Source organism: Salegentibacter profundi (assembly GCF_054121475.1).
The window spans coordinates 25290-40745 of record NZ_JBSYGG010000017.1 but is presented as its reverse complement, the minus strand read 5'-3'; the positions used below and the strand labels follow the sequence as shown (position 1 = coordinate 40745).

Annotated in this window: 18 protein-coding genes; 1 reads left to right on the top strand and 17 read right to left on the bottom strand. The window is 40.9% G+C overall.

Going from position 1 to position 15456, the window contains the following annotated elements:
- Positions 1 to 105: 105 nt before the first annotated feature.
- Both ACW6NC_RS15470 and ACW6NC_RS15465 read right to left on the bottom strand, forming a co-directional pair.
- Positions 106 to 552, bottom strand: a complete 447-nt coding sequence (locus ACW6NC_RS15470) for an ISL3 family transposase (protein WP_457867402.1) — start codon at positions 550 to 552, stop codon at positions 106 to 108.
- Entirely contained in the window at positions 507 to 701 is a 195-nt protein-coding gene (locus tag ACW6NC_RS15465) for a transposase (RefSeq protein ID WP_457867397.1), read from the bottom strand. The genes ACW6NC_RS15470 and ACW6NC_RS15465 overlap by 46 nt, the downstream gene beginning before the upstream one ends.
- 9 nt (positions 702 to 710) lie before the next feature.
- Between ACW6NC_RS15465 and ACW6NC_RS15460 the strand changes: the two genes are divergently transcribed.
- A complete protein-coding gene (locus ACW6NC_RS15460) occupies positions 711 to 1103 on the top strand; it encodes a hypothetical protein (RefSeq protein WP_457867400.1) in 393 nt (130 codons plus the stop codon).
- A 183-nt stretch (positions 1104 to 1286) separates the two neighbouring features.
- On the opposite strand, the gene ACW6NC_RS15455 is transcribed toward ACW6NC_RS15460, so the two are convergent.
- The 15 genes from ACW6NC_RS15455 to ACW6NC_RS15385 form a co-directional block, all read right to left on the bottom strand.
- Entirely contained in the window at positions 1287 to 2186 is a 900-nt protein-coding gene (locus tag ACW6NC_RS15455) for a hypothetical protein (RefSeq protein ID WP_457867396.1), read from the bottom strand.
- A 51-nt stretch (positions 2187 to 2237) separates the two neighbouring features.
- A complete protein-coding gene (locus ACW6NC_RS15450) occupies positions 2238 to 2555 on the bottom strand; it encodes a hypothetical protein (RefSeq protein WP_457867394.1) in 318 nt (105 codons plus the stop codon).
- A gap of 3 nt (positions 2556 to 2558) precedes the next feature.
- Positions 2559 to 3989 (bottom strand): NADH-quinone oxidoreductase subunit N, encoded by a 1431-nt coding sequence (locus tag ACW6NC_RS15445; RefSeq protein WP_457867393.1) that lies wholly within the window; start codon positions 3987 to 3989, stop codon positions 2559 to 2561.
- 17 nt (positions 3990 to 4006) lie between these two features.
- Positions 4007 to 5494, bottom strand: a complete 1488-nt coding sequence (locus ACW6NC_RS15440) for a complex I subunit 4 family protein (RefSeq protein WP_457867391.1) — start codon at positions 5492 to 5494, stop codon at positions 4007 to 4009.
- A 9-nt stretch (positions 5495 to 5503) separates the two neighbouring features.
- Entirely contained in the window at positions 5504 to 7423 is a 1920-nt protein-coding gene (gene nuoL / locus ACW6NC_RS15435) for an NADH-quinone oxidoreductase subunit L (RefSeq protein WP_457867390.1), read from the bottom strand.
- 12 nt (positions 7424 to 7435) lie between these two features.
- A complete protein-coding gene (gene nuoK, locus ACW6NC_RS15430) occupies positions 7436 to 7753 on the bottom strand; it encodes an NADH-quinone oxidoreductase subunit NuoK (RefSeq protein ID WP_457867389.1) in 318 nt (105 codons plus the stop codon).
- A 21-nt stretch (positions 7754 to 7774) separates the two neighbouring features.
- Complete coding sequence (locus ACW6NC_RS15425; RefSeq protein ID WP_457867388.1) at positions 7775 to 8365, bottom strand: NADH-quinone oxidoreductase subunit J family protein; 591 nt, start codon at positions 8363 to 8365, stop codon at positions 7775 to 7777.
- A 4-nt stretch (positions 8366 to 8369) separates the two neighbouring features.
- Positions 8370 to 8846: a 4Fe-4S dicluster domain-containing protein gene (locus tag ACW6NC_RS15420; protein WP_457867387.1), complete on the bottom strand. Its 477-nt coding sequence runs from the start codon at positions 8844 to 8846 to the stop codon at positions 8370 to 8372.
- Between the two features lie 5 nt (positions 8847 to 8851).
- On the bottom strand, positions 8852 to 9916 hold the full coding sequence (gene nuoH / locus ACW6NC_RS15415; protein ID WP_457867386.1) for an NADH-quinone oxidoreductase subunit NuoH: 1065 nt from the start codon (positions 9914 to 9916) through the stop codon (positions 8852 to 8854).
- A gap of 10 nt (positions 9917 to 9926) precedes the next feature.
- The gene (locus tag ACW6NC_RS15410) at positions 9927 to 11048 is read right to left on the bottom strand and encodes an NADH-quinone oxidoreductase subunit D (RefSeq protein WP_457867385.1); all 1122 of its coding nucleotides are present in this window, start codon (positions 11046 to 11048) and stop codon (positions 9927 to 9929) included.
- 6 nt (positions 11049 to 11054) lie between these two features.
- Entirely contained in the window at positions 11055 to 11531 is a 477-nt protein-coding gene (locus tag ACW6NC_RS15405) for an NADH-quinone oxidoreductase subunit C (RefSeq protein WP_457867384.1), read from the bottom strand.
- Between the two features lie 11 nt (positions 11532 to 11542).
- A complete protein-coding gene (locus ACW6NC_RS15400) occupies positions 11543 to 12100 on the bottom strand; it encodes an NADH-quinone oxidoreductase subunit B (RefSeq protein ID WP_457867382.1) in 558 nt (185 codons plus the stop codon).
- Entirely contained in the window at positions 12091 to 12441 is a 351-nt protein-coding gene (locus tag ACW6NC_RS15395; RefSeq protein ID WP_457867380.1) for an NADH-quinone oxidoreductase subunit A, read from the bottom strand. Before ACW6NC_RS15395 ends, ACW6NC_RS15400 begins: the two co-directional genes overlap by 10 nt.
- A gap of 73 nt (positions 12442 to 12514) precedes the next feature.
- Positions 12515 to 13525, bottom strand: a complete 1011-nt coding sequence (locus ACW6NC_RS15390) for a thiamine pyrophosphate-dependent enzyme (RefSeq protein ID WP_457867379.1) — start codon at positions 13523 to 13525, stop codon at positions 12515 to 12517.
- Positions 13526 to 13527: 2 nt separating this feature from the next.
- Positions 13528 to 15387, bottom strand: coding sequence for a 2-oxoacid:acceptor oxidoreductase subunit alpha (locus ACW6NC_RS15385; protein ID WP_457867377.1), 1860 nt, complete (start codon positions 15385 to 15387; stop codon positions 13528 to 13530).
- Between the last annotated feature and the right edge of the window lie 69 nt (positions 15388 to 15456).

Sequence of the window (15456 nt, the reverse complement as noted above, 5' to 3'; positions counted from 1 at the left end):
TGGATCCAATGCTTCTTGTTTAGAAAGCAAAAATCAAACTATTATTTTAATTCACACACAACTTTTGAGTTTGATCCCAAGAACATTTTCTGGGTTTTTGAGTTTTTAACCAAATAATTTTTCAAGCCTATATAAGAAAAACTCGGTCTTTCTAACTCTTCTTAATTGTGCTCTGAAAGCTTTAATTTTAGCATTGAAGGATTCTGCTGAGGCATTGGTGCTGCGGTTTGTAAAGTAGTTTAATATGGAGTGGTAATTAAGGTATATGCTGTTGGCTACCGTATTGAAGCTTTTAAAACCAGACTCTTCTACTTCTTTGTACCAGTGAGCTAGTTTCGTAAAGGCTACACCTTTATCTTTTGTCTGATTGAAGATATTCCTTAGGTTATTCACTAGCTTATAGGCTTTTTCTATTTCAGGATATTGGGTAAATAAAATGGCAGCTCTTTCTTTTTGATTATTGGTCCACTTTTCTGTTGATTTGTAAAGTAGATATCTGCTTCTGGCTAAGAGCTGCTTTCTGCTATCTCCATTGGGAAGTAGTTGTGGTATGAAGCCTTTGCTTGCTTTATTTGCTCATTCTCCTGATCAATGGCTTCCCACCGATATTTTATCCGAAGCTCCTGCAATGCTTCTATAGCAAGTTTCTGGACGTGGAACCTGTCAGTTACCTGGATAGCTTTGGGAAAAAACCACATCATTTGGATTTAATGCTCCTCTTTTTTGGTGATTTTGATCAAGTTCATGTGTTTTCTGAAAATCAGTCGGGCATTTATAATGCTGCGGACATCGTTAACGGCACAGCTACCTTCGTAAATGGCGTACAGTTAAGAGGAATATGGAGTTTCAATATTTCGGAATCTGATCAAAAGGATCAATGCATTATTTATGGCAGTAATGGTTCCATTAAGTTTTCATTTAATGGAAGTTCATTATTTATCCAGAGGGGACAATCCACCGAAACCATTTCATTTGACCAGATTCCGCATGTACAACAACCTATGATAGAGGCAACGGTCAGATTTTTTCTAAAGGAAGGTCCCAATCCTTGTTCAGCTGAAGAAGGTTTAAAAACTCTACGAATAATGGATGTCTTGAGTTAATTTAAAGTCCTGAGCTTCATTTTAGGGAGCCATGGCATTGTTTATCTTAATACTAATAGTTTGCTAAGAAATTCAGCTATGAATTTAAAAAGTTTGGTTACTATAGCATAACACTCGGTAATAATCTCGTTAATCAGATTGATTCAGAAAACCTTAGAAATATGAATCAAAATAACTCCTATTTTATTTCACCAATTGCTCTAATGAATCTTCAATATCACCCGGAGTCGACATTATTTTGCTGAAGGTACCCATCGTTAAATCGGGAAAAGCAATGGCAATTCTATATCTCCCGTGCAGCATATGCACTTCATTTCCCATAACTAATACCTCGTAAGGAAGGAATGCTGTATGCTTAGGACTATCTATATCGATTATTGGAAGGAATTTACCCTCTCCTTTTTCACCTTTAATTCCAAAGCCATACAAAGCCAGGTTTTTTTCTGGAATTTCAATTTTATAAAGCATTTCTAAATTGGAATTCTTTTCTTTCGCAGCTGTCTCAATTGTATTTGTTGCTGTTTTGTAATTATTAAAACTTGCCAATTCAACGGTATCGTCAAAGTAAGGCATGGCAAACATATAATGATATTTTCTTAACTCTTTTTCTGATAAACCATCCTCAGAACCAAAAGGTGAGTTTTTAAAGGAGCCTGTAGCCTCCATCGCACTTTCCAGTTTGCTGGAAAGCTTTGTATAATGGGCAGAAACCTTTGGGAAATCTTTTCTGAAATAAGCGTTCCCCCAATAAACAGGGTTGGTGTAAGAGACCTGGGTTTTTCCACCTTCACGGGTAATTGCTACCCGCAGACTTGCAGCAAACCCCGTTAACTCTCCAACTTCCTTTACTGCTGATTTAAGTTCGGGTGAGGTGAAAATAAAAATCCATCGATTAGCATCATTTGCAGGTTGATATTGGCCTACAACCTCAATTCCATTTTGTTGAAGGTTTATGGATATTCTGTCTTTTATTTCTGACATGTTATCCGTTGTTTCCAAGGCCAGCACATAAGGTTTTAAGTTTTGTGCATTTGCCCAATTTAATGAGAGTGCCAGGAATAAAAGGAGATTTATTATTTTCATATTCTTTTTAGGTTAGGGTTCGCAATTATTTGAAGCAAGAGTTCCATAGACTTATTTATAGTAATGCGGATTGGTGTCTTCCGATTTCTGATTCCAGTAATCCTGGGTAACCTTATGACCGTCGAAGGTTTTTAAACGGCGCTCAAAGACATAAGTAGTGGGATTAAACACCATATCTGTTACGGCTACGGTATAGAGTTGGGGTTCTTCTTCCGATTTGCGTTTTTCTTCTTCCACGACCACTTCAAAGCCGTTGTGTTCAAGTAGCTTTTTAAGGAAATCTTTTCTTTCTTCATTTATTTTTTTCTCTACGAAGCTAACCCGGGTATCCCCAATACTGCCAAATGTATGTTTTCCTTCTAGTGCCATAACTTATTGATTAAAAGCAGCGCTTAGTTCATAAATATAATCGTATAAAGGGCTGTAAATACCCAAAACAAGGATACCAATTACGGTGATTCCAAGCCCTAAGCGCATATATAACTTGTTGTTGAAAAATGGAATCGGATTTTCGTTTGTCCGCAAAAACATTGCTCTGACCACTAAAAGATAATAATATAAGGATATAGTGACGTTTACAACGGCCAGGAATACCAGCAGATAGTAACCTTCGCTGGCGGCTGCAGTGTAGAGGAAAAATTTTCCAAAGAACCCCGCCACCGGTGGAATTCCCGCGAGAGAAAATAAAGCCAGGAGCATAATAAGACTCAACTTAGGATTGGTTCGGTACAAACCATTATAATCGTCTATGTTTTCTTTACCTGTTTTTAAGGAAATTGCCTGAACCACCCCAAAGGCGGCAAGGTTGGAAAAGATATAGATCATTACAAAATATACAACTGAAGCTGTACCGAGCTGAGTGCCCGTTATTAGGCCAAGTAAAATGAATCCTGCCTGCGCGATAGAAGAGAATGCCAGAAATCGCTTCATATTCTGTTGTCGAAGGGCAAAAAGGTTACCCACAAACATGGTCGCTAAAGCAACTACGTAGATCATATTTTCCCAAACCTCCATTAAAGGTTTAAGAACGGTAAACATCAGGATCATTAAGATGAAAACCGCTGCTCCTTTTGAAATAACAGAAAGATAAGAAGCCACACTTATAGGGGCTCCTTCATAAACATCAGCAGTCCAAAAGTGAAATGGCACCAGCGATATTTTAAAAGCCATTCCGGCAAAAAAGAGAATGAACCCAAGAATCGATAAGTTGTTAGGGCTTATTGCCACCAGGATATCATCAAAATAGATGGAACCAGAGGTCGCATATAGCATAGAGATCCCAAATAATGAAACACCCGAAGCTAAGGCTGCCGAAAGTATTAGTTTTATACCTGCTTCACTGGAACTCCTCTTCATCAGTTCGAAAGCTGCCAGTGCAGCAACCGGGATGGTGGAAAGTTCAAGTCCAACATAGAACATCAGGAAGTCGCCCGCAGAGATCATAAAATACATTCCTAAAAGAGAAAAGAAGAGTAGGATAAAGAATTCAATACCCCGATTAAGTTTAACGATCTTTTCCTGTATCCAGTCAGCTGATTGTAACAGAAGAATGAAAACTCCAATGTTTAGTACATTTTTAAAAAAATGAATCAGGCTGTTTGTACGGAACATTCCGCCAAACAAACTGTTTTCTTCCAAGGGAAAAAAGCCCAGCGCAGTATGTATTCCGAAGAGAAATATAGCAAGGTGTACGGCACTGGATTTTTTTTGAATCGGAATAAGGATTTCGAAAATTATAAGAATCAGGGCTATTACCAGGAGAACTAGCTCATGCCGCATCAGAAAAATACTACTTACTTCCATTTTCGTTCTTGTTTAAATTACATTACTCCTTGCAGAAAGGGTTGCAAACTCTTTAATATCATATCACTTAGCCATAATGGAGCTACCCCAATTCCTACGATTGGTAGAAGCAATAACAAGACTCCAGTTGTTTCATACCAGGTAGCTTGAGGGAGGTTCATATAGGTTTCATTCTTCACTGGTCCCATTAGCATTATGCCTACTACCCTTAAGATGTATACGGCCGTGACCACGATGGCTGAAACTGAGATTATGGTAACTACCCTGTGGAATAGATCTTCATTTTGAAATGCTCCTACAAAAATGTTCATTTCAGCAACGAAACCGCTAAATCCTGGTAACCCAAGAGAAGCCAATCCCGCAATAACATATATTACTGAAATAAAAGGGATTACTTTTAGCAGTCCACCCAGCTTGGTAATATCCCGGGTATGAGTTCTGGTATAAATCATTCCGATTAAGGCAAAGAAAAGCGCGGTCATAAAACCATGTGATAAAGATTGTAATATGGCCCCGTTCCAGGCAGTTTTATTCAGCATTAATAGGGCAAATAACACTAGTCCAAGGTGACTTACCGACGAGTAGGCGTTTATATACTTTAAGTCAGTCTGTCTTATTGCAGCAAATGCGCCATAGATCACTCCTATTGCTGATAAAATGATGAAGAACCATGACCATTCCAGAGCTCCTTCGGGAAGAAGGAACATGGCTACTCTGAATACGCCATATCCTCCCAATTTCATCAGGACCCCTGCATGCAACATAGAAACTGCGGTAGGAGCTGAAGCGTGACCATCAGGAGACCAGGTATGAAATGGGAATAAGGCTCCCAACACCGCAAAACCGATGAAGGTTAAGGGGAAGAATAATTTTTGGGCCTCAAACGGGATATTCACCTGAGCAATTTCCAGGATACTGAAAGTTAAAGGACCGCCCTCTGCATTAGAATTGAAATAAATGCCAAGGATTCCCACCAGCAAAAGGGCAGATGCACCCATTAACATCAGGGTCAACTTCATTGCAGAATATTCTTTTGGGCCCGAGCCCCAGATACCTATAAGGAGATACATCGGAATTACCGCGATCTCATAAAAAAGAAACATGGTGAATAGATCTGTTGAAATAAAGAAACCGTAAACCCCAGTTGCCAATACCAATAATGAAATAAAAAATTCTTTAGGTAGATCATAAGTTTTCCATGAAATAAATACCCCGGCCAGCACGATTATCGAAGTTAAAAGAATGAGGGCTACTGAGATCCCGTCTACTCCTATATTATAATGAATGTTGAATTCTTCAAACCAAACAATATCCCTTGTGAATACGAATATGCTGTCATTTATACTTTGTTCTTTCAGGTAGGCAAAAAGCAGGTTTATCGCCATTCCCAGCTGAATAATACTTCCAGCCATAGCTATTTGCCGGGCTTGCTTTAAACCTTTGGTAAAAACCAAAGCGATGATTACAACTACCGGAAGAACAACAAAGAGTGATAAAATGTCCATAATGATCAATTAATTAGTCCATAGGTAAATGAAAACTATTGCCAGTACTACCACTCCGCTAATAAAGCCGAAAGCATAATCCTGGACTTTTCCAGACTGTATTCCTTTAATTTTATTGGCAACAACTAAGGTTTTGTTCCCGATGCCTTCCATGGTCCCGTCTACAAATTTCTTATCGAAATAGGCGATAGGCGCCGAGATCCTTTTGAATATCAGTTTGCGGGTAATGAAAAGATATAGTTCGTCGAAATAGAATTTATTGCTGGTCCATTTGTAGAAGAATCCGAAGGCTCTAGCAAATCTTTCAGCCAGGTCGTTTTCTTTTTTGTAAAAGATCCATGCGAAAAATATTCCTATTAACCCAATAAGTACAGCAGTAGCCGCTAGCGGATAATTAAGGTGTGCTATAAATCCCAGTTTGTCGGCGCTAACATATTCACTAAAAGGAATAAACCCTACTACAACACTAAAAATCGCCAGAATGATCAACGGAATGGTCATGGAACGTGGAGACTCCTTTGGCTTATGAGCATAATTGGTATCCTTCCCCCAGAAAATTCCGAAGTAAAGCCTGAACATATAGAATGCGGTTAATCCTGCTACCAGAAGCCCTATGGAATAAAGAAACTGACTGTTTTGAAAAGCTGCTACAAGTATTTCATCCTTACTCCAGAAACCTGCCAGCGGAGGAACCCCTGCGATTGCCAGTGCAGCGATAAGGAAAGTGATATTGGTAATGGGCATATGTTTTCGTAAACCACCCATGTCTTTTAAATAATTGCTGTGTACTGCGTGAATCACCGATCCTGCACCAAGGAATAAAAGTGCCTTGAACATCGCGTGGGTGAACAGGTGGAACATAGAAGCCATATAACCAACTCCCTCGTGACCATCAAAGCCTGAAACCCCAAGAGACATCATCATATAACCAATTTGTGACATTGTTGAGAATGCCAGGACCCTTTTGATATCGGATTGTGTGATTGCTATGATCGCAGCAAAAAGGGAGGAAAAAGCACCCACATAGGCTACGATATTTAAGACGAAACCTTCTTCCACGAAATAATACATCGGAAAGAGTCTGGCTACTAGGTAAACTCCTGCTACCACCATGGTGGCCGCGTGAATTAAAGCTGAAACCGGCGTTGGTCCTTCCATAGCATCGGGAAGCCAGATGTGTAAAGGGAACATAGCCGATTTACCGGCGCCTCCCATAAAGATGAGGATCAGTGCCCAGGTTAATACCGATAAGCCCATAAATGAGGTAGAGGCCCAGTTGGCTATTGCAGCACCTTCAGGATTATTCAAGGTTTCAAAATCCCAGGTTCCCGTGTAAAAACCTATGATCAGGATCCCGATAAGGAAACCAAAATCAGCAAACCTGGTGACGATAAAGGCTTTTTTCGCCGCCGCTACAGCCGAGTTCTTCGTATAATAATAACCGATCAAAAGAAAAGAGGATACCCCTACCAATTCCCAGAAAATGTAGATCTGGAAAAGATTGGTAGCCAACACCAAACCATACATAGAAAAGGTGAAAAGCGAAAGAAAAGCAAAAAATTTGGTGTATCCCGGGTCTCCTTTCATATACCCACGACTGTAGATATGAACCATCAGCGAGATAGTTGAAACTACAATAAGCATCATAATAGAAATGGGATCAATAAGAATTCCCAGATCTATATGAAGGGTATCGGTAAAATTCATCCAGACCATTTTTTCAGTGAAAGTCTGGTAAGCTCCGTCTAATTTTCCTGTAACAAAGAAATACTGAAAAGCTGCATAAAAAGAAAGTATGGTAGAGGTGGCCAGACCGGCAACACCAATCCAACCCGAAATTTCGGGTTTGATTTTTTTGTTGAAGATTCCCAGTATCAGAAAGACAGCCAGGGGGATTAATGGGATTAAAAAGAGATAACTTATGTTCATAGCTTCCGTCTTTTAATACTTCAGGGTTTCAGTTTCCTTCACAGCTACAGAGCTTATTTGCTTGTAGAGGTTGATGATTATAGCTACTGCCAGAGCGGTTTCTGCTGCAGCTACGGCAATTATAAATATTGAATATACCACCCCCTGCAAAAGCTCGGGATAGAGGTATTTGTTGATGATCACAAAATTTATCACCGTAGAATTCAGGATGATTTCTACCGAAACCAACATTGAGATAAGATTAGTTCGGGTCATAAAACCGTAAATCCCAATGAAGAATAGAATTGAGGTGAGAGTGAGAATTTCTGTTATACTTATGCCGGGTATCATAGTCCTTATTTTTAATTCTAATTAAACAGCAACCTCGTTTTCCAGAAGTTCTTTCTTCTTTTCAACCGGTTTTTCTTGTTTTAGGATAGGAGTCTCCTTTGGTTCTTCCTCAGACACGTCTTCTCCCTTGGCAATTATGATCGCTCCGATCATTACTGCCAGCAAGAGTATGCTTATCACTTCAAAGGGCAGGATAAATCCACCGGCTTCAGTGCTTAAAAGAGCGAAGCCTATATCGGCGGTTGTGGTGGTAACGGCGGTGGTCGTTTCCACAAACGGATGCGAATAAATGGTGCTTAGAAAAACACCTAAACCTATTAAACAGATTAATGCCGTAATGATTCGCTTTGATTTTTTAGCAACTTCCAGTTCCATGTCGATATGATGTACCAGTAGTACCGAAAAGATGATCAATACTATTATTCCTCCCGCATAAACGGTGAGTTGTATTGCTGCGAGAAAGTTGTAATCTGCCATGAAATAAATGCCTGCTATACCTATTAAAACAAACAGCAAATAGACCACCGAGCGTAGCATCTTCCGACTGCTAACGGATGCTATGGCTGAGATTATCATGATTAGGGCTAAAACATAAAAAATATACTTTTCCATATCTTTATTCTTCTACACCGGCTCTTACTTTTGAACCGGGTCTGTTTAAAACTTTGGTGAGCTGGCTCCTGTCTGCAACTGCATTTTCGAAATTTGGCGCCCATTTTATAGCCTCTGATGGACAGGCATCAACACATAATCCGCATTGTGTACACATCCCCAGGTGATAGATATGCTTGTCTATCATCTTTTTCTTTTTCCCGGTTTCCGGATCTACCTGGCGGTCCCAGATTATTTCTATACTTCCGTTAGGACAGGCGATCTCACACTTCTGGCAGCCGGTACAGCTGTGTTCATTGTTTTCATCGTGTGGCATAACTACTTCTCCCCGAAAACGTTCAAACATTTGAAGGGTTTCACGATTTTCAGGATATTGTTGAGTGATGGCGCCTTTTCTCGAATTCAGGAAATACTTTCCTGTAACGCCCATTCCTGTTAGGAGGGTTTGTATGCCGTGGTATATATCTGAAAAATAACTCATAATTTCTAAAATTGAATTGTGAAATTAAGCCACACTATTATTGCCATTAACACGATATTAAACAGGTTAATAGGCAGCAGGTATTTCCATTCAAGGGTAAGCAATTGGTCAACTCTCAGCCTTGGGAAGGTCCATCTGAACCACATCATTAAGAATACAAGTACAAATGTTTTAAGGAGAAACCAGATAACTCCCATCCAGGGTATAGAATCTGTTATTCCAAATGGCGATAACCAACCCCCGAAGAATACCGTGGTACCAATAGCAGCAATGATGAACATATTGATGAATTCGGCTAAGAAGAAATAGGCAAATTTCATCCCCGAATACTCGGTGTGAAAACCGGCCCCTAATTCAGATTCAGCTTCTACCATATCAAAGGGTGCCCTGTTGGTCTCTGCAGTTCCCGAGATCATATAGATCATAAAAGCTATAACTGCAGGGATATGCCCCTGTACGATTAGCCAGCCGCTTTTTTGAACCTCAATTATTTCTGAAAGTTGCAGACTGCCGGTAAGCAGTACCATTGTAAGCAATGAAAGTCCTACCGAAAGCTCGTAGCTAATGGTCTGAACCCCGCTACGCATAGCTCCGATCAATGCAAATTTGTTGTTACTGCTCCATCCTCCCAATAGAACACCTATTACTCCAATAGAGGAGATGGCGATCAAAAAGAAAATCCCTATGTTGATATCGAAAGCCTGCAGATTTTCGGTAAAAGGAAATACAGCGAGGGCCATCAGGGAAGAAATAATGAGGAAATACGGCGCTAAATTATAGAGGAACTTATCGGCTTTATCGGTGCCTGTAAGCTCTTTGGAAAGGAGTTTAAGCGCATCAGCAATGGTCTGGAACATCCCGAAGAAACCAACCCTATTGGGACCAATCCTTAACTGGAACCAGGCCGCTACTTTTCTTTCCATTAGAACCAGGAATAAACCTAAAAGTGCAAAAAGCGTAAGGTAGGCCAGGGCGATCATTATCATTTCAGTGATCCCAGTTATTGCCCCGGTAAACAGACCTGTTAGCCAACTGTGAATATTGTTTGTTATGATAAGGGAACTATTCATTGTTTGAGTTTTAACGATCAATATCTGGTACAACAATATCTATGGTAGCCATGGTGGCAACCAGATCTCCAAGTTTACCACCTACAGTTATATGGTTTAACAGGGAAAGGTTTGAAAGTCCCGGAGAACGGAATTTAACCCTATGTGGATTTTTGTTTCCGGCACTAATTATATAAACTCCCAGTTCACCCCTTGCGGTTTCGACTTTTTGATAGAATTCACCCTTGGGGAGCTTGATCACCGCCTTTGTATCTACCTTGTATGACCCTTCAGGAATATTGTCAATTAGCTGTTCAATAATGGAAATTGACTCCCACATTTCCTGGATCCTTACCAGATACCGGGCATAGGAATCGCCTTCGGTATGGAGGGCTTCATTGAAAGTGACTTTATCCAGGGCGCTGTAAGGGTGATATTTTCTTACATCACAGGAATAGCCTGAGCCTCTGGCAACAGGTCCGGAAGCGCCAAAAGCGATAGCGTCTTCTTTGCTCAATACACCAACACCCTTAGTTCTCTTCTGAAAAATGATATTACCCGTTAGCAACTTATCGTATTCAGGCAATTTGGTCTTGAAGTGAGCGATAAAATCTTTTACCCTTTGAATAAAATTAGGATGAATGTCCTGCATCAAACCTCCCGGAATATTATAGTTCATGGTAAGCCTTGCACCACAGGTCTCTTCAAATATATCGTTGATCATTTCCCTGTCCCGGAAGCCGTAGAAGTAGGAGGTAAGTGCACCTACGTCCATGCCCATCACTCCCCACCATAACGTATGAGAAGAAATTCGGGTAAGCTCACCAATAATAGTCCTAATAACCTTAACCCGCTCGGGCACTTCGAGTTCCAGTGCGTTCTCAACAGCGAGACATACCGCTTCATTATTAATGTGGGAGGATAGATAGTCCATCCTGTCAGTAAGATGCACGATTTGTTGGTAACTGTCACGTTCGCACATTTTTTCTATGGAACGATGAATATATCCTAGGTCTGGTTCAACCTTTTTAATGATCTCCCCATCTATGGTGAGTAAGAGCCGTAATACTCCATGGGTTGCAGGGTGCTGAGGTCCCATGTTGATGAAGTATTCCTCAGATTTAAAGTTGTTATTTATAGTAGCAGTTTCCATATTCTTTTATTTAACTACCATGTTCACTTCATCTACGTAATCTTTTCGAAGCGGAAAACCTTCCCAGTCTTCAGGCATGAACAGGCGCTTTAAATTGGGATGTCCTTTAAATTTAATCCCCAAAAGATCAAATGCTTCTCTTTCGTGAAAGTTGGCGGTTGGCCATATATCCTGAACTGAATCGAACCAGGGATTTTCCCTGTCTGAAGTTTGTACTTTCACCACCAGAATATGGCGATGGGTGGTAGATTCCAGGTGATAAACTACACCCAGTTCTTTTCCCCAGTCAACTCCTGTAAGGCAGAATAAATAATCATAGCTCGTTTTGTTGTTTTTCTTTAGCCATGACATCAATTCATGAAGATAATCGGGGTGTATACTGAGATTTAAAAACTGAGAGCCTTCCTCTGAAAATTCGAGGTGGGCGCTTTCGGGGCCGGAGAACCAGGTGGTGATCAATTCCTTTAATTCATCATTTGTCATAACTCGTTTCTTTAAAGTCCTTCATCAAATCCTTCAATAGGATTCTTCCTGTTCTTAATACTTTCAGTGCGTATCTTCTCCTGAAGTTTCAGCATCCCGTCCAGCAGCGCTTCTGGCCTTGGAGGGCATCCGGGCACATAAATGTCTACGGGTATCACGTGATCCGCGCCTTTTACTACCGAATAGGAATTGTAAAAGAAAGGCCCACCGGAAATGGCGCAGGCCCCCATGGCGATCACATATTTAGGTTCGGCCATCTGGTCGTAAAGCCGTCGTAGCACCGGCGCCATCTTATTCACGATAGTTCCGGCAATAATAATAAGGTCAGCCTGTCTAGGGGAAGGTCTTGCCACCTCAAAGCCAAATCTTGAATAATCATGGCGGGCTGCCCCGGTTTGCATCATTTCGATGGCGCAGCAGCTTGTTCCGAAATACAATGACCATAAAGAATTGGATCTCCCCCAGTTTATTACCTTATCTAATGAGGTTACTATGATATTTGCACCATTTCCGGCAGGTAATACCTGGCCAGGAAAATCCTTGGGTACTTTTTGTGTTTCTACTTCCATTTTAATGCTCCTTTTTTCCACGCATATGCTAACCCTAATCCCAGAATAGCCAGGAAGATGATGATCTCTACCAAAGCCACAGTTCCAACCTCCTGATACACTACGGCCCAGGGAACCAGAAAAGCTATTTCTACATCGAAGATTAAGAATAAGATTGCGAAGAGATAAAAACCGACTTTAAACTGAACCCAGGTTGGGCCTATAGTAGGCATCCCGCTTTCATAGGGTTCTTTTTTCTGCGGATTATCTGATTTGTGTGATATTAAATTTGAGAGAAAATTCGCGCCGGCTACCAGAATTACGCCGGCGAGAAAAAATACTATCAGTGCTTCTGAACCCATATTATAGTTCTTAATATGTTAATAAAATTAACAGTTTTCAAGGGCTTAAAAACTGATGCAAATCAGGTATGCTTTAATTTACCTGATAAGTTTCTCCGGAGAAGAAAAGGTCATCGGTTTTTCTGAATTCAGATTTGGCTTTTATCTGAGCAGTTAACGCGTCTTCTCTTTCTTCCAGGGTAACGTCCTGAAAACTTCTTATAATTCCTGTCACTAAAGGATATTCCAGTCTTACCAGCATTTGATGCATGGTTGGATCCTCATTTTTGGCGTCATGAATTAATATGTCTTCCTGGGTTATGCCGTTTTCTCCAATAGTTACGGTTTCCAGTTTCAGTCCTTTTAAGATCAAACCTTTGTCTTTGTTCTTTCCGAAGATCATCGGTTTCCCATGTTCAACAAAAAGCTGCTGGTCTTCACGAACATTTTTGTCGGTATATTTCACATAGCAACCGTCATTGAAAATCACACAGTTCTGAAGTACTTCAACTAATGAGGTACCTTTGAATTTCTGAGCTTCAATAAAAATATCGGTCATTTCCTTGGGTGCATTACCTCCAATTCGCGCGAAAAATCGGGCTTGAGCTCCTATGGCCAGTTCTCCCGGTTGGAATGGGGGTTGAGTGTTACCATATGGCGAAGATTTGGTTTTCTGACCTACCAGTGAGGTAGGAGAAAACTGGCCTTTGGTCAATCCGTAGATCTCGTTATTAAAGAGGATAATATTAAGGTCAATATTACGCCTTAAAACATGTATGAAGTGGTTTCCGCCAATTGCCATACTGTCTCCATCGCCGGTAATTACCCAAACGCTAAGATCGGGATTTGCCAGTTTCACTCCGGAAGCTATAGCGGGAGCGCGACCATGAATTCCGTGCATTCCGTAGGTTCCCATATAATAAGGGAATCGGGAAGAACAGCCAATTCCGGAGATAAAGACCACATCTTCTTTCTTTACTCCTGTTTCAGGCAATGCCTTTTGTACCGAACGTAAAATAACATAGTCATCACAGCCCGGGCACCATCTAACTTCCTGGTCGTTTGCAAAATCTTTATAGGTGTATTTTTTTACAGTTGTTTCCATGATTACTCTGCTATTTGTTTGAATTTCTCTATGAGTTCGCTATTGGCGAAAGGCAAGCCCTGGATCTTATTGAACTGAAGGAACTTTTGTTCTTCAAAGTGCATCCTGAGCACATTTACAAACTGCCCGTTGTTAAGCTCACAAACAAGTATCTTTTTGAAGCTGCTTAAAATTTCCCCGGTATTTTTAGGAAGAGGATTTATATAGTTGAAATGAGCAAAACCTACGTTTGTGTAGCCTTCTACCTCAACTAATTCTTTCACGGCTGAATGTAATGAACCATAAGTTCCTCCCCATCCTACTACCAGTAGGTCACCTTCCTGGGCAAACTCCGGTATAATCTCCGGTATGTAATTCTGAACTCGCTTCACTTTTTCGGCCCTGGTATGGGTCATGATCTCATGGTTTTCAGGAACGTGAGAAACGTCGCCGGTGATACGGTCCTTCTCCAGTCCACCTACGCGGTGCTCCAGACCTGGAGTTCCGGGTATGGCCCAATTTCTGGCCAGGGTATCTTCATTCCTGTCATAAGGATGCCAGTTTTCTTTGGCCTCCTTAACCAGGTTGTTTTTGATCTCCGGCATCTCGTCAATGCTTTTTATTTTCCAGGGTGCTGAACCATTTGCGATATAACCATCGGTGAGCAGAACCACAGGGGTCATGTGTTCTAAGGCTAACCTGGAGGCCTCGTAAGCAAAGTTAAAACAGTTGGCTGGGGTACTGGCAGCAATCACGATTACCGGACTTTCCCCGTTCCGTCCGTACATTGCCTGCATAAGATCAGATTGTTCTGTTTTTGTGGGTAAGCCTGTTGACGGCCCACCACGCTGTACATTCACCACTACCAGAGGTAATTCTATCATTACAGCTAGTCCCAGAGCTTCACCTTTTAGGGCAAGGCCTGGCCCTGAAGTTGTCGTAATAGCTAAGTCACCGGCAAAGGAAGCGCCAATTGCGGAGCTTATTCCTGCAATCTCGTCTTCTGCCTGAAAGGCTTTTACACCGAAATGTTTATGTTTAACCAGTTCGTGTAAGATATCAGTGGCTGGAGTTATAGGATAGGAACCTAGGAATAACTCTCTTCCCGACTTTTCTGCCGCTGCCAGGAAACCCCAGGCCGTGGCAGTATTCCCCATGATAATTCGATAAGTCCCTCCCTGCATTCTTGCAGGAGAAATACTATAGGAATTTGGAATAAGCTCTATGGTTTCTGCATAAAAAAAGCCAGCGTTCAGTACCTTTGTGTTGGCTTCAATCAGGTGAGGTTTATTTTTAAATTTTTTCTGAAAAAAATCAATAGTATGTTCAGGATTCCGATCATATAACCAATAAACCATTCCCAGAGCGAACATATTCTTACTTCTGGTAATACTTTTGTTATCGAGCCCTTCAATATTCTTTAAAGCTTCTTTGGTTAGAGAGGTCATTGGGACCTGTACCACTCTGTAATTTTCAAGACTGCCATCCTCCAGGGGATTACTCTGATACTGTGCTTTTTCCAGGTTCTTTTTAGTAAAGCTATCACTATCTATGATGATAGTATTACCCGGTTTAACCGCATACAAATTAGTTTTTAAACCTGCGGGGTTCATCGCTACCAGCAGATCCAAGTTATCACCAGGGGTGCTAACCTCGACACTACCAATATGTACCTGGAATCCTGAAACTCCATATAAACTCCCTTGTGGAGCTCTTATTTCAGAAGGATAATTCGGAAAGGTAGCAACATCATTACCAAACATGGCTGAAGTATCAGAAAACTGAGTACCGGTTAGCTGCATTCCGTCACCTGAATCGCCTACAAAACGAATAACAACTGCATCCAGGGTTTGGGCATTGGGATTCTTCTCAAGTGTAATCATAAACCTAATATTTTTGAACCAACAGTTTGCTTACTGATAGTAAATGATCTGTATCAAATTTAAATTTAC